Origin of the sequence: Nocardioides caeni (assembly GCF_004912195.1) — a bacterium.
GTDB lineage: Bacteria > Actinomycetota > Actinomycetes > Propionibacteriales > Nocardioidaceae > Nocardioides > Nocardioides caeni.
Map to the genome: position 1 here is coordinate 22,225 of NZ_STGW01000019.1, position 17,312 is coordinate 39,536.

The 17,312-nt window shown below is 72.6% G+C and carries 17 protein-coding genes; 10 read left to right on the forward strand and 7 right to left on the reverse strand.

Annotated features, from left to right (window positions below):
• Together E9934_RS18045 and E9934_RS18050 are read left to right on the forward strand one after the other, a co-directional pair.
• The coding region (locus E9934_RS18045; protein ID WP_136564319.1) for a DEAD/DEAH box helicase at window positions 1-1,696 on the forward strand (1,696 nt) is incomplete at its 5' end.
• 4 nt (window positions 1,697-1,700) lie between these two features.
• Window positions 1,701-2,276, forward strand: coding sequence for an aggregation-promoting factor C-terminal-like domain-containing protein (locus E9934_RS18050; RefSeq protein WP_136564298.1), 576 nt, complete (start codon window positions 1,701-1,703; stop codon window positions 2,274-2,276).
• Window positions 2,277-2,292: 16 nt separating this feature from the next.
• Here E9934_RS18050 and E9934_RS18055 read toward each other — a convergent pair whose 3' ends face one another.
• Entirely contained in the window at window positions 2,293-3,270 is a 978-nt protein-coding gene (locus tag E9934_RS18055) for a zinc-binding dehydrogenase (RefSeq protein WP_136564299.1), read from the reverse strand.
• 29 nt (window positions 3,271-3,299) lie between these two features.
• Window positions 3,300-4,226, reverse strand: coding sequence for an NAD(P)/FAD-dependent oxidoreductase (locus E9934_RS18060; RefSeq protein ID WP_136564300.1), 927 nt, complete (start codon window positions 4,224-4,226; stop codon window positions 3,300-3,302).
• Window positions 4,227-4,293: 67 nt separating this feature from the next.
• Between E9934_RS18060 and E9934_RS18065 the strand changes: the two genes are divergently transcribed.
• The 7 genes from E9934_RS18065 (at window position 4,294) to E9934_RS18095 (ending at window position 11,705) form a co-directional block, all read left to right on the forward strand.
• Window positions 4,294-4,743: a helix-turn-helix domain-containing protein gene (locus E9934_RS18065; RefSeq protein WP_136564301.1), complete on the forward strand. Its 450-nt coding sequence runs from the start codon at window positions 4,294-4,296 to the stop codon at window positions 4,741-4,743.
• Window positions 4,744-4,816: 73 nt separating this feature from the next.
• Window positions 4,817-5,632 carry an SGNH/GDSL hydrolase family protein gene (locus E9934_RS18070; protein ID WP_136564302.1) on the forward strand — a complete coding sequence of 272 codons (816 nt, stop codon included), beginning with the start codon at window positions 4,817-4,819 and terminating at the stop codon, window positions 5,630-5,632.
• 37 nt (window positions 5,633-5,669) lie between these two features.
• Window positions 5,670-7,601: a penicillin-binding transpeptidase domain-containing protein gene (locus E9934_RS20520; protein ID WP_136564303.1), complete on the forward strand. Its 1,932-nt coding sequence runs from the start codon at window positions 5,670-5,672 to the stop codon at window positions 7,599-7,601.
• A gap of 495 nt (window positions 7,602-8,096) precedes the next feature.
• Window positions 8,097-9,575: an NAD-dependent succinate-semialdehyde dehydrogenase gene (locus E9934_RS18080; RefSeq protein ID WP_136564304.1), complete on the forward strand. Its 1,479-nt coding sequence runs from the start codon at window positions 8,097-8,099 to the stop codon at window positions 9,573-9,575.
• 18 nt (window positions 9,576-9,593) lie between these two features.
• Window positions 9,594-9,824 (forward strand): antitoxin, encoded by a 231-nt coding sequence (locus E9934_RS18085; protein ID WP_136564305.1) that lies wholly within the window; start codon window positions 9,594-9,596, stop codon window positions 9,822-9,824.
• Complete coding sequence (locus E9934_RS18090) at window positions 9,821-10,252, forward strand: TA system VapC family ribonuclease toxin (RefSeq protein ID WP_136564306.1); 432 nt, start codon at window positions 9,821-9,823, stop codon at window positions 10,250-10,252. Before E9934_RS18085 ends, E9934_RS18090 begins: the two co-directional genes overlap by 4 nt.
• A gap of 115 nt (window positions 10,253-10,367) precedes the next feature.
• A complete protein-coding gene (locus E9934_RS18095) occupies window positions 10,368-11,705 on the forward strand; it encodes an MFS transporter (RefSeq protein WP_136564307.1) in 1,338 nt (445 codons plus the stop codon).
• Between the two features lie 31 nt (window positions 11,706-11,736).
• Here E9934_RS18095 and E9934_RS18100 read toward each other — a convergent pair whose 3' ends face one another.
• From E9934_RS18100 to E9934_RS18120, 5 genes are all read right to left on the reverse strand, one after another.
• Window positions 11,737-12,987, reverse strand: coding sequence for a low temperature requirement protein A (locus tag E9934_RS18100; protein WP_238695045.1), 1,251 nt, complete (start codon window positions 12,985-12,987; stop codon window positions 11,737-11,739).
• Window positions 12,988-13,209: 222 nt separating this feature from the next.
• On the reverse strand, window positions 13,210-13,779 hold the full coding sequence (locus tag E9934_RS18105; RefSeq protein ID WP_136564308.1) for a TIGR03086 family metal-binding protein: 570 nt from the start codon (window positions 13,777-13,779) through the stop codon (window positions 13,210-13,212).
• An 11-nt stretch (window positions 13,780-13,790) separates the two neighbouring features.
• Window positions 13,791-14,801, reverse strand: a complete 1,011-nt coding sequence (locus tag E9934_RS18110; protein WP_238695046.1) for a sigma-70 family RNA polymerase sigma factor — start codon at window positions 14,799-14,801, stop codon at window positions 13,791-13,793.
• Window positions 14,802-14,863: 62 nt separating this feature from the next.
• On the reverse strand, window positions 14,864-16,450 hold the full coding sequence (locus E9934_RS18115; protein WP_136564309.1) for a glycerol-3-phosphate dehydrogenase/oxidase: 1,587 nt from the start codon (window positions 16,448-16,450) through the stop codon (window positions 14,864-14,866).
• Window positions 16,447-17,082, reverse strand: a complete 636-nt coding sequence (locus E9934_RS18120) for a TetR/AcrR family transcriptional regulator (RefSeq protein ID WP_136564310.1) — start codon at window positions 17,080-17,082, stop codon at window positions 16,447-16,449. The genes E9934_RS18115 and E9934_RS18120 overlap by 4 nt, the downstream gene beginning before the upstream one ends.
• A 17-nt stretch (window positions 17,083-17,099) precedes the next feature.
• Here E9934_RS18120 and E9934_RS19955 point away from each other — a divergent pair.
• A partial coding sequence (locus E9934_RS19955; RefSeq protein WP_420873070.1) for a hypothetical protein occupies window positions 17,100-17,312 on the forward strand: 213 nt, incomplete at its 3' end.

A 17,312-nucleotide genomic window follows, 5' to 3' on the forward strand; every position in this document is an offset into this window, starting at 1 on the left:
CCTCGGCGACAAGATCCTCAAGGCCCTGAAGGATGTCGGCTACGAGACGCCGTCGGCGATCCAGGCCGAGACCATCCCGCACCTGCTCGAGGGCCGCGACGTCCTCGGCCTCGCGCAGACCGGCACCGGCAAGACGGCGGCCTTCGCGCTGCCGATCCTCGACCGGCTCGACCTGTCGCAGAAGACCCCGCAGGCGCTGGTGCTCGCCCCGACCCGCGAGCTGGCGCTGCAGGTCTGCGAGGCGTTCGAGAAGTACGCCGCCGGCACGCGCGGTGTCAGCGTCCTGCCCGTCTACGGCGGCCAGGGCTACGGCGTCCAGCTCTCCGCCCTGCGCCGCGGCGTCCACGTCGTCGTCGGCACGCCCGGCCGGATCATGGACCACCTCGACAAGGGCACCCTCGACCTCACCGAGCTGCGCTTCCTCGTCCTCGACGAGGCCGACGAGATGCTCAACATGGGCTTCGCGGAGGACGTCGAGACGATCCTCGCCGACACCCCGGTCGACAAGCAGGTCGCGCTCTTCTCCGCGACCATGCCGAAGCAGATCCGGGCGCTGTCGCAGACCTACCTCAAGGATCCGGTCGAGATCTCGATCGAGCGCAAGACCCGCACCGCCGAGAACATCAGGCAGCGCTACCTGATCGTCAGCTACCCGCAGAAGGTCGACGCGCTCACCCGCATCCTCGAGGTCGAGAACTTCGAGGCCGGCATCGTCTTCGTCCGCACCAAGAGCGAGACCGAGACCCTCGCCGAGAAGCTCCGCGCCCGCGGCTACCGGGCCGCCGCCATCAACGGCGACATCGTGCAGCAGCAGCGCGAGCGGACCGTCAACCAGCTCAAGGACGGCAAGCTCGACATCCTGGTCGCCACCGACGTCGCCGCCCGCGGCATCGACGTGCCCCGGATCAGCCATGTCTTCAACTACGACATCCCCACCGACACCGAGGCCTACGTGCACCGGATCGGTCGGACCGGGCGCGCCGGCCGCAGCGGCGACGCGATCTCCTTCATCACCCCGCGCGAGCGCTATCTGCTCAAGCACATCGAGAAGGCGACCCGCTCCACCCTCGAGCAGATGCAGCTGCCCAGCGTCGACGACATCAACGAGTCGCGCCTGAGCCGCTTCGACGACCAGATCACCGCCGCGCTCGAGTCGCCGCGGATCTCCTTCTTCCGCGACGTCGTCAGCCACTACATCCGCGAGCACGACGTCCCGGACCTCGACGTCGCCGCCGCGCTCGCCATCGCCATGCAGGGCGACACCCCGCTCCTGCTCGAGCCCGAGCCGGAGCCGGAGCGCCGCCCGCGCCGGGAGTACGACGACCGCGGTGACCGCGGTGGTCGTGACGACCGGTTCGGCGGCCGGGGTGACAGGGGTGACCGGGGTGACCGGGGCGACCGGGGTGGTCGCGACCGCGGCAGCTCCGAGGGCCTGGTCACCTACAAGATCCAGGTCGGCAAGCGGCACCGCATCGAGCCCCGCCAGATCGTCGGCGCGCTCGCCAACGAGGGCGGCCTGAGCCGCCGCGACTTCGGCAAGATCACGATCCGACCCGACTACTCGCTGGTCGAGCTGCCCGCGAAGCTGCCGCGGGACGCCTTCGAGCGTCTCAAGGACACCCGGATCAGCGGCAAGCTCATCGAGCTCACCCGCGACTACGGCCCGCCGAAGCGAAGCAAGCGGCGCGAGGACTGAGCCCGTGGTCGCGCGTCTCCGGAGCCTGGTCGTCGCCGCCGTCGCGGTGACGCTGGTCTCCGGCTGCGCCGCGTCGACCGAGGCTCCGCCGGCCGCCGACCCGGTGCCGGCGGGGGAGCCCGCGGCGAGCCCCACGGCCACTGTCCGGCAGGAGGCCGTGTCGCGCGCCGGGGCCCGGGCCGACGTACCGGAGATCGAGATCATGGCCCAGCTCGCCCGCCGGGCCGAGCGGATCGCGAAGAACCTGCCCGAGGTCGTCGTGCCCGACGACGTCAGCCCCGGCAGCAACCAGGCGCTGGGCTACCGCCTGATGGTGGAGTTCGGGTTCCCGAGCAGCCAGTGGCCCTTCCTCAACGCGCTGTGGCACCGCGAGTCCGGCTGGAACCACTTCGCCGACAACCCCACCTCCAGCGCCTACGGCATCCCCCAGTCGCTGCCCGGCGACAAGATGGCCGTCGTCGGCGCCGACTGGCGCACCACCCCCGAGACGCAGATCAAGTGGGGCCTGGCCTACATCGGCGCCCGCTACGGCACGCCGCAGAAGGCCTGGCAGCACTCCGAGCAGCACAACTGGTACTGACCGGGGGCGGCGAGGTTCAGGGGCGGAGCAGGACCTTGCCGCTGCGGCCGGGCTCGGCGTTGGCGGCGGCCGCGGCGCGGACGTCGTCGAAGGGGTGGATCGCGTCGACGGGGAGGGTCAGCGAGCCGTCACCGATGCGCTGGAGCAGCTCGCCGAAGAGGGCACGGCGCTGGTCGTGGGGCATCGTGCGGTTGACCGTGCTGCCCCAGAAGCCGCGGATCGTGGCCTGCTTGAAGATCACGTCCCCGGAGGCGATCTCCATGGTGGGCGACTGCATCGCACCGAAGACGACGAGGACGCCGTTCTCGGCGAGCAACGACATCACCTCGCCGCTGGCCCGACCGCCGACGGAGTCGACGCCGAACGTGATGGGGGCGCCCGCCGTGAGCGCGGCGACCTGGTCGGACCAGTCGTCGGCGTCGGTCGCGACGACGTTGCCGATGCCCTGGCCGGCCAGCTCCCCGACGGCGGCGGCCCGCCGGACCAGGCCGACCACGTTGATCCCGCGGGCGCGGCCGAGCTGGGCGACCATCCGGCCGACGGCGCCGTTGGCGGCGTTCTGCACCAGCCAGTCTCCGGGGGCCAGGTCGAGTGAGGCGAGCAGGCTGATCGCGCTGAACGGCATCGACACCAGCTGGGCCGCCACCTCGTCCGGGATCCCGTCCGGCACGGGGATCAGCCCGCCGGCGGGCGCCACGAACTGCTCGGCCCAGGCGCCGAAGGCCCCGCCACTCGCCACGCGCTGTCCCACCGCGAGGCGATCGACGCCCTCGCCCACGGCGTCGACGATCCCGACGGCCTCGGTGCCCGCCCGGGCGGGGAGGTCCGGCTTGAAGCCGTAGGACCCACGGATGGTCCACAGGTCGTGGTTGTGGATCGAGGCCAGCAGGGTGCGGACCCGCACCTCGCCGGGGCCGGGCTCCGGCGTGTCGATCTCCTCGACGGTCAGGACCTTCGCCGGGTCCCCGAACTCCTGGTGCATCACAGCGCGCATGGGTCCAGCATGGCGCGCCCCGCAAGCGGTCAGGTGAGGCGGGCGGCGGCCGCGTCCTGGACACACGCGGCGGCGGCGAGCAGACCGGCCGAGGCGGCGGCGAGGACGGAGGCCATCGGCATGGGCAGGCCCGGACCGGCGGCGAGATCGCCCGCGGCATAGACGCCCGGCACCGAGGTGCGGCCGAAGGCGTCGACGACGACCGCGCCGACCTCCGACATCTCCGCGCCGAGGTCGGCGGGGAAGGACACGGCCTGGGTCCAGTCGGTCTTCACGAACAGCCCGCCCAGCTCGACGGCCGGCGCGCCGTCGAGGTCGACGGTGAGCCCGTCGTCCGTCCGCCGTACGCCGGACATCGGGTCCGCGACGACCGGGATCCCGAGCCGGTCGAGGGCTTCGGCCGCGCCGGCGTCGAGCGGCTCGCCGCCGGTCAGCACCACGACGTCGGACGTGATCGGCAGCAGCATCGAGACGAACATGCCCAGGTGGGCGTGGGTGCCGATCACGCCGACCCGGCGACCGGCGAACTCGTGCCCGTGGCAGAAGGGGCAGTGGGCGACGAGGTCGCCGAACTCCTCCGAGACGCCCGGAACGTCCGGGAGCGTGTCGCGGACGCCGGTCGCCAGCAGCACGCGTCGCGCGGTGACGGCGCCGCCGTCGGCGAGCGCGAGGGAGAACGCACCCAGCTTCCCGGTCACGGAGAGCACCTCGATGTCGCGCAGCTCGACGTCGGCGTACTGCTCGGCGTCCTTGCGGGCCGCCGCGCGCAGCTCGGCCGGCGGCTCGCCGTCGTGGCCGAGGAAGTTGTGCATGTGGGTGGCGGGGTCGTTGCGATAGCGGTCGGTGCCGAGCACGACGGTCCGCTGGTGCATCCGGCCGAGGGTCTGGGCGGCCTGGAGGCCGGCGGATCCGGCGCCGATCACGGCGACGTCGTAGGCGCTGACGGTGTTGCTCATGGGGACTCCTGTGTGGATCAGAGGACGGGACTTGCCCTTTCCATGCAGCATGTGACTTCATGTGGACATGAAGTCAAGCCAGGACGTCAGGTGGTCCGTCGGAGAGCTCGCCAGCCGTTTCGGGCTCGAGGCGCACGTGCTGCGGCACTGGGAGGACGTCGGGCTGATGGCGCCCGAGCGTGACTCCGCCGGACGACGGGTCTATCGGGAGGACGACGCCTACCGGGTCGCCGTGATCCTCACCAGCAAGGCGTCGGGGATGAGCCTCGACCAGATCCGGACGCTCATCGACGCCGAGGCCGACGGTCGTCGCGACGCCCTCAAGGCGCACCTGGTCGAGCTCGACCGCCGGCAGGCCGAGATCGAGCGGTCGCGGCACATGACCGAGCACGCGCTGGAGTGCCGGGCCCACGACATCGCCACCTGCCCGGGTTTCCGCTCCCACGTCAGCGACATCGTCGAAGGCACGCGCACGGGCTTCCCGCTCCCCGCGCAGATGCACGATCGGCACAGGTGACGCGCCCGGCGATCTCGTGATGTAGTGATCCAGGTCACATCCGCGCTCCAGGTCGTCTCGAGGTCGCCAGGTCATGTCATCGTCTCGGAAGTCCCGCTCCGTCCTCCTCCTGCTCAGTGCCCTGGCCTCGGCCCTCGCCGGCCTGCTCGCGGTGCCGGGCGCCGCCCAGGCGGCCGCGCCGTCGTACGTCGCGCTCGGCGACTCCTACTCCTCGGGCGTCGGCACCCGCAGCTACACCTCCGAGAGCGGCAGCTGCCAGCGCTCGACCTACGCCTATCCGCGCCTGGTGGCGTCGGCCCGCGGCTACAGCCTCGACTTCCGGGCCTGCTCCGGCGCCACGATCGGGGCCGTCACCAACGGTCAGCTCAGCGCGCTCAACAGCGGCACCGACTACGTCACCATCTCGGTCGGGGGCAACGACGCCGGCTTCACGGGCGTCCTCACCGAGTGCGCGCAACCCGGCTGGCTGTCCGACTGCAACGGCGCGATCGACAAGGCCCGCGCGTTCATCACCAACACCCTGCCCGGGCGCCTCACCACCCTCTATGCCGCCATCAAGTCCCGCGCACCCGGCGCCGTCGTCGTGGTGGTCGGCTATCCGCGGATCTTCATGGGCGAGGACTGCAACGCCGCGACCTGGTTCTCGCCGGCCGAGGAGACCCGGCTCAACTCCACCGCCGACCTGCTCAACGCGAAGCTGTCGGCGGCCGCGCGCGCCAAGGGCTTCAAGTGTGCCAACCCGACCTCGCGCTTCACCGGTCATGCCGTGTGCGACGACCCCGAGTGGATCAACGGCCTGTCCAACCCGATCAGCGAGAGCTATCACCCCAACCGGGCCGGGCACTCCTCCGGCTACAAGCCGCTGGTGCAGGGACTGCTCGTCGGCTGAGCATCGCCGGGTCGGTGCCGGCTGATAGAACCGACGCATGCGGCGATCCTCGGTGGCTGGTCTCTCGGTCCTCCTCCTGGCAGCGGTGGGGCTGAGCGCCTGCACCGGTGACGACTCCGACACCGGCGACGACGGCGCCCGGGCCGTCGCCCAGCAGCTCGCCGACGCCCTGGCCGCGGCCGCGGCACCGTCCGCCCCGGAGCAGACCGCGGCGCCGGACCCGTTCGCGACGATGCCGTTCGGGGAGACCGACGCCGCCACGGTGACCGAGGCCTACGCCGCCATCGTCGACGACATGGACGGCATCGCGCCGTCGGTGGCGCTCGGTGACGTCACCGTCGACGGTGACGCGGCGACCGCGGAGCTGGAGTGGTCGTGGCCCGTCGTCGGCGACGTCGACCCGTGGACCTACACCGCCGAGGTCGAGCTCGCCAGGACCGGCGACCAGTGGACCGCGGCCTGGGCGCCCAGCCTCGTCGAGCCCAGTCTCGTCGAAGGCGACCTCCTCGACGCCGTCACCCGGTCCGCGCCGCGCGGCGAGGTGACCGGAGCGGGCGGGGTCCCGCTGGTGAAGGAGCGGCCCGTGGTGCGGGTCGGGATCGACCGCGTCCGGGTGGCCGCCGGGCGCGCGCCGGCCTCCGCGCGGGCGCTGGCCCAACTCGTCGGCATCGAGGTGGCGCCCTACGTCGCCGCCGTCCGCGCCGCCGGCGACCGGGCCTTCGTCGAGGCCATCACCTACCGCCAGGACGAGCTGCCCTCCGCCGTGCAGGCCTCCGACATCGCGGGCATCCTGCTCGTCGACGACACCCAGGCACTCGGACCCACCCGCGACTTCGCGGCCCCCATCCTGGGCCGGGTCGGCCCGGTCACCGCCGAGATGGTCGCCGACGACCCCGACAACTACCGGGTCGGCGACATCGCCGGCATCTCCGGGCTCCAAGCCCGCTACGACGACCAGCTGCGCGGCATCCCCGGCCGCACCGTCGAGGTCGTCTCCGCCGATGACGAGACACCCGCGCGCGAGGTCTACTCGCATGCAGTGACCCCCGGCGAGCCGCTCGCGCTCACCCTCGACCGCGAGCTCCAGCTCGAGGCCGAGCTGATCCTCGCCGACACCGGTCCCGCCAGCGCGCTGGTGGCGATCCGGCCGAGCGACGGCGCGATCCTCGCCGCCGCCAACGGCTCGGGCACCGCGGGCCGCAACGACGCCACCTACGGCCGCTACGCGCCCGGCTCGACCTTCAAGATCGTCTCCTCGCTCGCCCTGCTCCGCGCCGGCCTCACCGCCGACTCCTCCGTCGAGTGCCCGGCCACCACGGTCGTCGACGGCAAGCAGTTCAAGAACTACTCCGACTACCCGGCCTCCTCGCTCGGCGCGATCCCCCTCGCCGAGGCCGTGGCGCAGTCCTGCAACACCGCCTTCATCGGCCAGCGCGACCAGCTTGCCGACGGTGACCTCGCCGACGCCGCCGCGAGTCTCGGCCTCGGCATCGACCACGACCTCGGCTTCCCCGCCTACTTCGGCGAGGTGCCCGCCCCCGCCTCCGAGACCGAGGGCGCCGCCGCGCTGATCGGGCAGGGCAGGATCCTCGCCTCCCCGATGGTCATGGCGACCGTGATCGCCAGCGTGCAGGCGGGCACCACCGTCGTACCGCGTCTGGTGGAGCAGGTCGACGTCGACGTCCCCGCCGAGGCCGCGCCCCTCACCGCCGCCGAGGCGAAGGCGCTGCGCGCGATGTTGCGTGGCGTCGTCACCGGCGGCAGCGGCCGCGGCCTCGCCGACCTCCCCGGCCAGGTCATCGCCAAGACCGGCACCGCCGAGTACGCCGACGGCGGCACCATCCGCACCCACGCCTGGATGGTCGCGGCGAAGGGCGACCTCGCCGTCGCCGTCTTCGTCCAGACCGGCGACTCCGGCTCCAGCACCGCCGGCCCACTGCTGGAGGAGTTCCTGCGCAACGCCGGCTGAGTCTCCGTCGGTCGTCGAGTAGCCCGAGCCGCTAGGCGAGGGCGTATCGAGACGGCTGGCCGTGGTGCTGGGACTGGCCTGGTCGGGAGCGATCGCTGCGGTTCGTCTCGATACGCGGCTCGCTGGCGCTCGCCTGCTACTCGACGAGCGACGGGGGCGGTCGCCTGCGTCGCTGACTCGGTTTCGATACGGCCGTCGCGGCCTCGTTCCTCGGCCGCGGGCCTACTCGACCTCCCGGCCTGGTCCGCCACGCTGCTCGTTCCTCGCAGCGTGGCGGGGCCGTGAAAAATGGGAGCGGCCCCTCATCGCATGGGGTCGACGAGGGGCCTGGGTCGTCTCGGTGCTCCCTCCGAATGACGACAGACCCCACGTTAGTCGCAAATGCCGGGCAGGCAAGCGGGCTGCGACGATTGTGGCCGAACGGTCACCTGACCCGGGACGAAGGTCCCGGAAGAGGGTGGGGCAGGACTCGTGCCGGGGTGCGAGCATGGCTGCATGAGCCTTCGCGAGCGCGCCCAGCACCTCCTGCCCGAAGCCCGCCGGCAGCTCCTCATCGGGGGCAGCTGGCGTCCCGCCAGCGGGGGAGGGCGGATCGACGTGATCGACCCCGCTGACGGCTCGGTGCTCGCCGACGTCGCCGACGGCACCCTCGACGACGCCCGGGCCGCGCTCGACGCAGCGGTCGCGGCGCAGGGTGACTGGGCGGCGACGCCACCGCGGGAGCGCAGCGAGATCCTGCGGCGTGCCTTCGGTCTGGTCACCCAGCACGCCGACGACCTGGCGCTGGTGATGAGCCTGGAGATGGGCAAGCCGATCGCCGAGGCGAAGGGCGAGGTGACCTATGGAGCCGAGTTCCTGCGCTGGTTCGCCGAGGAGGCGGTGCGGATCCACGGCCGCTGGATGCACAACCCTGCTGGCGGCAGCCGGCTGCTGACGGTCCGCAAGCCGGTCGGCCCGTGCCTCTTCATCACGCCGTGGAACTTCCCGCTCGCCATGGGCACCCGCAAGATCGGTCCGGCCGTCGCCGCGGGCTGCACGATGGTCGTCAAGCCGGCCGCGCAGACGCCGCTGACCATGCTGATGCTCGCCGGCCTGATGGCCGAGGCCGGACTCCCCGACGGCGTGCTCAACGTCGTCACGACCAGCGACTCCGGCGGCCTCAGCAGCACGCTGCAGGCCGACCCACGGTTGCGGAAGGTGAGCTTCACCGGCTCCACGACGGTCGGCAAGAAGATCGTCGAGCAGTCGGCCGGCGAGCTGCAGCGGGTGTCGATGGAGCTCGGCGGCAACGCCCCCTTCCTCGTCTTTGCCGACGCCGACCTCGAGGCGGCCGTCGACGGCGCGATGCTGGCGAAGATGCGCAACATGGGCGAGGCGTGCACGTCGGCCAACCGGTTTCTCGTCGAGGCCCCCGTCGCCGAGGAGTTCGGCACCCGGCTCGCCGAGCGGATGGGCGGGCTGCGGGTCGGTCGCGGCCAGGACGTCGGCGTCCAGGTCGGGCCGCTCATCGACGACAAGGCCGTGACCTCCGTGGCCGCCATCGTCGACGACGCCGTCGACCGTGGGGCGAGGCTGCTGACCGGTGGGCGTCTGCCCGACCCGCCCCTGAGCGAGGGCTTCTTCTACCCGCCGACGGTGCTGGTCGACGTACCCCACGACGCGGACGCCGTGACCACGGAGATCTTCGGCCCGGTCGCGCCGATCACGACCTTCACGACCGAGGACGAGGCCATCGAGCTGGCCAACGCCACCGAATACGGCCTGGCCGCCTATGCGTTCACCCGCGACCTGGCGCGCACGATCCGGCTCGCCGAGCGGCTCGAGACGGGCATGCTCGGGATCAACACCGGCCTCGTCTCCAACCCCGCTGCACCCTTCGGTGGGGTGAAGGCCAGCGGCTTCGGGCGCGAGGGCGGCTTCGAGGGCATCGAGGAGTACCTCGACACCACGTACGTCGCCCTTCCTGCCCCGTGATGCGATAGCATCAGATGCATGCGCACCACGCTCGACATCGATGACGACGTGCTGCTCGCGGTCAAGGAGCGGGCACGTCGCGAGCGGCGCTCCGCGGGCGCCGTGCTGTCCGAGCTTGCGCGAGAGGCACTCAACGGCCCGGGCGCCGAGCCGGTGCGTGCCGACTATGGGTTCCGTCCCCTGCCGGCGAGCGGAGCGGTCGTCACCAATGCCCTGATCGACGAGTTGCGCGAAGAGCTGGGCGTGTGAGCAGGGCGCTCCTCGACGTCAACGTCCTCCTGGCGCTTTTCGACGCCGACCACGCCGACCATCGACGAGCCTGGGACTGGCTGCGGTCCGACATCGGCGCGGGGTGGGCGTCGTGCCCCCTCACCCAGAACGGTTTCGTGCGGATCATCAGTCAGCCGCGCTATCCCAACGCCATCCCCACGGGACGCGCCATCGCCCTGCTCAGCGAGGCCGCGGCGACCGAGCACCACGAGTTCTGGCCGGACGAGGTCTCGGTGCTCGACGGGGACACGATCCGGCGCGATCGCGTGCACGGCCCCGGGCAGCTGACCGACCTCTACCTGCTCGCCACCGCGGTGGCGCGCGGCGGTCGATTCATCACCTTCGACGACGGGATCCCGCTGTCGGCGGTGCGCCGCGCCCGGCCGGAGAACCTCGTCGTCCTCTGACTTGACCTCGAGCGCGGTTGAGGTCGCAGGCTCGTCCCTGCCCCCAGCCGAGCAGGGCACCGATCAATTCGGTCGCCCCTGTCGGTCCCTACGGGCAGACTGCTGAGGAGCCACCATGACCGACCAGCTGACCTCCCCGGGTCCGTCCCCGACCGAGCCGCCGCGGCCCGTTCCGCTGCGGCGGTCGCTGCCGCGCGTCCTCGCGCCCTTCCGGCACGCCTCCTACCGGCGCCTCGGCGCGGCTCTCCTGCTGACCAGCTTCGGCGGCGGCGTCTGGGCGGTCGCCCTGGTGTGGGAGGTCATCCGGATCGGTGGCAGCGCCACCGACCTGTCCGTCGTCAGCACCGCGGGCGCGATCGGCGTGCTGGTCCCGGCCCTGCTGGGCGGCGTCGTCGCCGACCGGGTGCCGCAGAAGCTGATCCTGCTGGTCACCACGACCGTCGAGCTGGCGGGGATGGCGACGGTCGCTGCCCTCTCCTTCGCCGACCTCACCCAGCTGTGGCACCTCGCGGTCGTCGCGGTCACCACGGGCATGGCGATGGCGTTCTACTCCCCCGCCTACTCCGCCTGGCTGCCGGCGCTGGTGCCGGAGGAGGACCTGCTCGCCGTCAACGGGTTCGAGGGCATGGTCCGCCCGACCATCGGCCAGGCCGCCGGACCGGCCGTCGCCGGCATCGTCGTCGGCGCCGCCTCGTCCTCGGCGGCGCTGGGCGTCGCGGCGGCCGCCTATCTCGCCGGGTTGCTCGCGCTGGCGCTGGTCCCCCTGACCGCCGTACGCCGGGAGCTGCCGTCCGAGCCGGCGGAGCTCGGCGTCGGGGGAGCCGTGTCGAGCGCGCTGCGGGACATGCGCGAGGGCTTCGCCTACATGGTCCGGACCCCATGGCTGCTGGCGACGCTGCTGTTCGCGTCGGTGATGGTGCTGGTCATCATGGGTCCGCTCGAAGTGCTGGTGCCGTTCCTGATCAAGGACGATCTCGGCGGCGACGCGGGCGACCACGCGCTGGTGATGGCGGCCTTCGGCATCGGCGGCGCGGTGGGCTCCCTGGTGGTCGGTTCGCTGCCGATGCCGCGCCGCTACCTGACGGTCATGAACCTGCTGTGGGGACTGGGCTGCCTGCCGTTCCTGCTCGTGGGGTTCGCCACGGCGGTGTGGCAGGTGGTCGTCGCGTCGTTGCTGATCGGCGCCACCTTCGCGGCGCCGATGGTCATCTGGGGCACGCTGCTGCAACGGCGGGTGCCGCCCGCGCTCCTGGGACGGGTCGCCTCGCTCGACTTCTTCGTCTCCATCAGCCTGATGCCGATCTCCATGGCGGTGGCCGGGCCGGTCGCCGAGCTGATCGGGCTGAAGGCGACCTTCGCGATCGCCGCCGTCGTCCCCGGCGTGGTCGCGATCCTCGCGGTCCTGCTGGCCCGTCTGCCCGCCGACGAGATCGCGCACCCGCTGCGCGACTGAGCTGTGGGACTGGGTCGAAGCTGAGCCGGGCTCAGTCCTCCAACGCGTCGAGCAGCGCCCGGTTGTGCCGGTGCCCGACGGTCTCGTAGCCGATCACGGTCACCCACGGGGCACAGGACAGGGCCACCAGGCACCAGGTGATCTCGTCGTTGCCGCTCGCCAGCAGGAACGGGACGGCCAGCACGGCCGCGGTGACGGCGAGGAGCACGACGTGGATCGGGTCGAGCGACCGGGAGAAGCCGGCATAGAGCAGGTAGAGCACGACGGCGAAGAGGGCGAACGGCACGACGACGGTTGCCAGGGTCGCGGCGAGGCCGAGCTCGGTGTGGTGCTCGAGGTAGTAGGCGGCCGCATGCAGGCCGGCGCCGACCCCGACCACGCTGCCGAAGAGCAGCATCTGGCCATAGCCCCACAGGAACGAGCGCTCGCGGTGGGCATGCAGGATCTCGGCGTGGGGCACGATGAAGTACATCCACCACATGCCGAACGTGAGCGCCGTGCCGGCGAGCGCGAGCAGGGCGATGTCGAGCGTCAGACCCGTCTCGGCCAGCGCGGTGAGCGTGACCATCGTGCCGAGCAGGCCCTCGCCGAGCGTGATGATCACCATCAGTCCGTAGCGCTCCGCCACGTGGTGGGCGTGCCACGGCGTGCCGCCGCAGCGCCGCTCGGCCCAGCCCGGTCCGGCGAGCTCGATGAGCAGCGGCACCAGCATGGCGACGAAGGTGGTGGTCACGGGCAGGTCGACGACCGCGAGGACGCACCACAGCACCTGGGCGGCCAGGATCGAGCCGACGTAGACCCGGATCGCCGGCAGGCGGCCGGTGTCGTGGCGGCTGGCCCGCCACCACTGCGCAACCATCGCGACCCGCATGACGACGTAGCCCCACACCATCACGTCGTTGTCGAGCGTGTCGCCGTCGTGGACCGAGGAGAACATCGCGGGCAGGCCCAGGGCGAGGATCAGGACCCCGACCATCTGCACCATCGTGGTGAGCCGGTAGATCCAGTCGTCGGTGTCGTAGGCGCTCGCGAACCAGGTGAAGTTGATCCAGGCCCACGACACCGCGAAGGTCGCGAAGGCGAAGGCGACGATCCCCGGCACGACGTGGTCCTCGGCGAGCGCGTGGGCCAGTTCGTTGGCCGCGGTGCCGAAGGCGACGACGAAGGTCAGGTCGAACAACAGCTCCAGCGGCGTCGCCGCCCGGTGTGGCTCGGCAGGGTCGCGACCCACCATCCGGCGAGAGCGGTGGTGCACGCTGGACTCGGGGTGACCGTCCGTCATGGCCGCATTCTAGGGAACCACTGATCAATGGCGCCGTCGCGGGCGTCGCGAGGCGAGTGCGCTGGCAAGCCAGGGGCGCGAAGGCAGGCTGGGCGCCTTTCGAGCGTCCCTGGCGCCGCCAGCGTGCCGCATCGCGGCGCGCAGTAGGCGGGATTGATCAGTGGTTCCCTAGGGACGTCCGGGGTGACCGTGCCGTCCCCGCGCGATCTCTGGAGGGGCCGCTCAGGCGTCGGCGGTGCGTCCGAGAAGCCCGAGCAGGCGTACGCCGGGCGGCGCACCGGCGGCGCACGGCAGGGGCCGGGCGAAGGAGCCGGTCGGGGCAGCGGCGGTGAGGGCGGCGATCGGGAGCAGTGCGAGGGCCAGCGTCTCCGGCAGCGCCCCCGAGCCGCCGAGCGCACGGTGCACGTCCCAGCCGTGGACGGCGATCTCGAGCGCCGCCAGCCGGGCGACCGCGTCGATCGGGACGTCGCTGCCCTCCACGGCCACCGCCCCGTCGGCGGCCGCCAGCCAGATCGACAGCAGGCCGGCCGCCTTCCGCTGCAGGGCAGCGATGCGCTGCGGCAGGGGCGCGGGCGCCGTACTCCGCAGGGCGATGGCGCCACCCGCGGCCTCGGCGAACGCGTCGAGGGCGTCCTCCATGTGCGCCAGCAGGTCGGCGAGGTTCCAGGCGGAGCAGGGGGTGGGGGAGGTCAGGTCGTCGGCGGTGACGGAGCGGAGGCCGGCGCACGTGTAGTCGAGCGCTCGCTGCAGCACGTCGAGGCCCGCGACCATCCCGGCAGGTGCGGTGACCACTGGGACGAGGGTCAGGTCGCCGCGACGGGCACGTAGTCGGCCGGCAGCCGGTCGGGCAGGCCGAAGCGCGGGAACAGGCGGCCGTCGAAGAAGGCCGTGACGTGCTCGACGCGCAGCTCGTCACCGGAGCCGGTCGTCTGCAGCACCTGCAGGTGGAACGGCTCGAAGTGGCCGTCGGGTTGGCGCATGTAGAGGCCGAAGGCGGGCTGGCCGTTGGCGGTCGTCGCGATCATCGGCATGTCGTGCGTGCCGCCTGGGCACTTGGTGCCGATCAGCTCGCCGATCGCCGTGCAGCCGCGGTAGTGGTTCTCGAACGGCGGCATGTCCCACGTGGCGTCGTAGGTCAGGAGCTGGACGATCCGGTCGATGTCCTTGCGCCAGAACGCCTCGAGGTAGGCATCGAGGAGGCGCTGCTTCTCGCCGTCGAGCTGCGGCTGCACCGTGTCGGGTGTCAGCCCGCGCTCGGCGAGCTGGGCGTGGGCGCGCTGCAGGGCCGAGTTGACCGCTGCCGTCGTGGTGTCGAGGGCCGTCGCCGTCTCGGCGGCCGACCAGCGCAGCACGTCGCGCAGGATCAGCACCGCGCGCTGCCGTGCCGGCAGGTGCTGCAACGCCGCGACGAACGCCAACCGGATGGTGTCACGCTCGGCGACCTCCACGGCGGCATCCGGGATCGGCTCCAGCCACGGCACCTCGTGGCTCTCGACCAGCTCGTCGGACGGCGCCGAGTCCGTCGTGCCGAGGCCCGTCGGGAGCGGGCGGCGCGGCTTGCTCTCCAGGTTGGTGAGGCACACGTTGGTCGCGATCCGATAGAGCCACGTGCGCACCGAGCTGCGCCCCTGGAAGGACGCCGACGCCTTCCACGCCCGCAGGAACGTCTCCTGGACGAGGTCCTCGGCCTCGTGGACCGACCCGCTCATCCGGTAGCAGTGCGCCATCAGCTCGCGCTGGTAGCGGCCGGTGAGGGTGTCGAAGTCCGCCAACTCCTCGTTGGTGGTCGCCTGCTCGGTCACCATGCTCCCCATTTGCCCGCTCCTGTGGTCTCGCCAGTGTGCCTGAGGAGGTGGACCGGGGTCGATGGGGAAACTCATCGGTGGGCGGCGACGCCCTCCAGGGCCCGCTCCGCCGCGGGCACGGCGAGCTCGCGGTCGGCGGGCACCAGGCCGATCCGGGTCCGGCGGTCGAGGAGGTCGGCCGCGTCGGCGGCGCCCTCGTGGGTGATGCCGAAGAAGAGCTCGACCCAGACGGTGGGGATCGTCGGGCAATCGGGGACGATCGGCGCGAGCAGGTCGTCCTCGGCCCATCCCGAGGCCTCGACGGCGGCCGCGAGCGCGAGGCCGGCGTCGGCGCCGTACCTGCGGACCAGGCGGGCGCGGCCGGGGTGGCCGGCGCGGGCGGCGTCCTCGGCGAGCGCCTCGCGGGGGGCGGCGCCCGCGAGCGGCAGGCGGGCGGTCACGCAGGGCCCGGTCCTCAGGCCGGAGGCGAGGATCGCGGCGTCGACGGCGTCCTCCGCCATCCGGCGGTAGGTCGTGAGCTTGCCGCCGACGATCGTGACCACGCCGTCGGGGCTGGTCAGCACGGCGTGCTTGCGGGAGAGGTCGGCCGTCCCGCCTCCACTCGCGTCCTCACCGCCCGAGGAGGTGTCGAGCAGGGGGCGCAGGCCGGCGAAGGCGCCGACGACGTCGGAGCGGTGCAACGGCCGGGCGAAGGAGGCGGACACGACGTCCAGCAGGAAGCCGATCTCGACCTCGGTCGGCTCGGCGACGTCGGGCACCGGACCGTCGACCGGCTCGTCGGTGAGACCGACGTAGAACTGGCCGTCGGGCTGCGGCAGCACCAGCACGAAACGGTTGGTCTCGCCGGGGATCGGCGCGAAGACCGCGACCGACAGCCGGGGCAGCGCCTCGGCGCGCAGGACCAGGTGGGTGCCGCGGGAGGGTCGTAGGCGCACGTCGTCGACGAGGTCACCGGCCCACACACCGGCGGCGTTGATCACCGAGCGGCAGGCGACCTGCAGCGTCGCGCCGGTGAGCTCGTCGCGTAGCTCGACCGAGCTCCCGGTGGCGGACAGCACCCGTGCATGGGTGTGCACCGCTGCGCCCTGCTGCGCGGCCGTGCGGGCGATGGCGGTGACGAGGCGGGCGTCGTCCTCGAGCTGGCCGTCCCAGCCGAGCAGCCCGCCGCGCAGCCCGTGGGTGCGCAGCGGAGGCGCGAGGCGCCGGGTCTCCGCGGCGCTGAGGCGACGGGGGCGGGGAAGGGTGTCGGCGCTGGTGCGCGCGGCCCGTCGCAGCAGGTCGCCACCGAGGAAGCCGGCGCCGGCGAGCAGCCCCATGGGCCGGCTGACGGACGGGGCGAGGGGGATCAGGGAGGGCAGCGGCCGGGTCAGGTGCGGCGCGGTGACGTCCATCAGGATGCCGCGCTCGACGGCGCTCTCGTGGGCGATGCCGACCTGGCCGGAGGCCAGGTAGCGCAGCCCGCCGTGGACGAGCTTGGAGGAGAAGCGCGACGTACCGAACGCGAGGTCGTGCGCGTCGACGGCCAGCACCCGCAGTCCGCGGGAGGCGGCGTCGAGGGCGACGCCCGCGCCCGTGACGCCGAGCCCGACCACGACCACGTCGACGTCGGTGGGGGCCCCGGCGAGGCCGGGGGTGATGAGGGTCGGGGGGATGCTCATGGCTGCAGGCTCCGTCGGATGAGGTGGCCGAGCTCGGCGTCGAGCGCGGGCTGGTCGACGACGTCGTCGACCATGGTGTGGGCGGAGAGCACGAAGCCGTGGGCGGCCAGCACCAGGCCGCGGGCCAGCGCGACGGGGCTGCCGTCGCGGATGGTCCCGGCGGCCTGCCCCGCCTCGATGGCCGCGGCGAGGACGCCGAGGATCAGCTCCTGCGAGCGGCCGCGGCGGGCGAGCAGGTAGGGGAGGATCAGCTCCGGGTCGAGCTCGACGATCCGGGTGAACAGCTCGTTGTCGCGCAGCGCGGCGACGGTCGCGGTGACCGCGTCGGCGATCCGCCCCGGCGTGGGCTCGGTGGCGAGGTCGACGTGACCGGTCACGACCGTCCCCCACTCGCGGGTCATCAGGTCGCCCAGCAGGGCGGGCATGTCCGACCACGCGCGATAGATGGTCATCCGGGAGACGCCCGCGCGGCGAGCGCCCTCCGTGAGCGTCGTACGACGCCAGCCGACGTCGAGGATGCACTCGCGCGCCGCGTCGAGGTAGGCGTCGCGCGGGTCGACGGTGGTCTCGGGCCCTGAGGTGCGAGGAGCGCCAGCGACGAGCCTCGAAGGGTTGTGACGATGTGACGTCATATGTCACACTGTAACACATGACGACCAACGAGCTGGCTCAGCCCGAGACCGCGACCGCCCTCCAGCCGGAGATGCCGGCGACCCGGTGGGGCGACCCGGCGCACGCCTCCGGACTGCCCGACGGCGTCCGCGACCTCGTGTCGCTGGTCTTCCCGGTCCGCGACACCCCCGCCGTCATCGACGTGGCCCTGCCCGTCTCCCGGATCACCGACGGGCAGCTCGCCGCCCTG

Coding starts and splice junctions, on each gene's coding strand:
- E9934_RS18055 (WP_136564299.1), bottom strand. CDS start 3,270: ATGCGCGCTGTGATGCACCAGGAGTTCGGGGACCCGGCGAAGGTCCTG.
- E9934_RS18060 (WP_136564300.1), bottom strand. CDS start 4,226: ATGAGCAACACCGTCAGCGCCTACGACGTCGCCGTGATCGGCGCCGGA.
- E9934_RS18065 (WP_136564301.1), top strand. CDS start 4,294: ATGAAGTCAAGCCAGGACGTCAGGTGGTCCGTCGGAGAGCTCGCCAGC.
- E9934_RS18070 (WP_136564302.1), top strand. CDS start 4,817: ATGTCATCGTCTCGGAAGTCCCGCTCCGTCCTCCTCCTGCTCAGTGCC.
- E9934_RS20520 (WP_136564303.1), top strand. CDS start 5,670: ATGCGGCGATCCTCGGTGGCTGGTCTCTCGGTCCTCCTCCTGGCAGCG.
- E9934_RS18080 (WP_136564304.1), top strand. CDS start 8,097: ATGAGCCTTCGCGAGCGCGCCCAGCACCTCCTGCCCGAAGCCCGCCGG.
- E9934_RS18085 (WP_136564305.1), top strand. CDS start 9,594: ATGCGCACCACGCTCGACATCGATGACGACGTGCTGCTCGCGGTCAAG.
- E9934_RS18095 (WP_136564307.1), top strand. CDS start 10,368: ATGACCGACCAGCTGACCTCCCCGGGTCCGTCCCCGACCGAGCCGCCG.
- E9934_RS18100 (WP_238695045.1), bottom strand. CDS start 12,987: ATGACGGACGGTCACCCCGAGTCCAGCGTGCACCACCGCTCTCGCCGG.
- E9934_RS18110 (WP_238695046.1), bottom strand. CDS start 14,801: ATGGGGAGCATGGTGACCGAGCAGGCGACCACCAACGAGGAGTTGGCG.
- E9934_RS18115 (WP_136564309.1), bottom strand. CDS start 16,450: ATGAGCATCCCCCCGACCCTCATCACCCCCGGCCTCGCCGGGGCCCCC.
- E9934_RS18120 (WP_136564310.1), bottom strand. CDS start 17,082: ATGACGTCACATCGTCACAACCCTTCGAGGCTCGTCGCTGGCGCTCCT.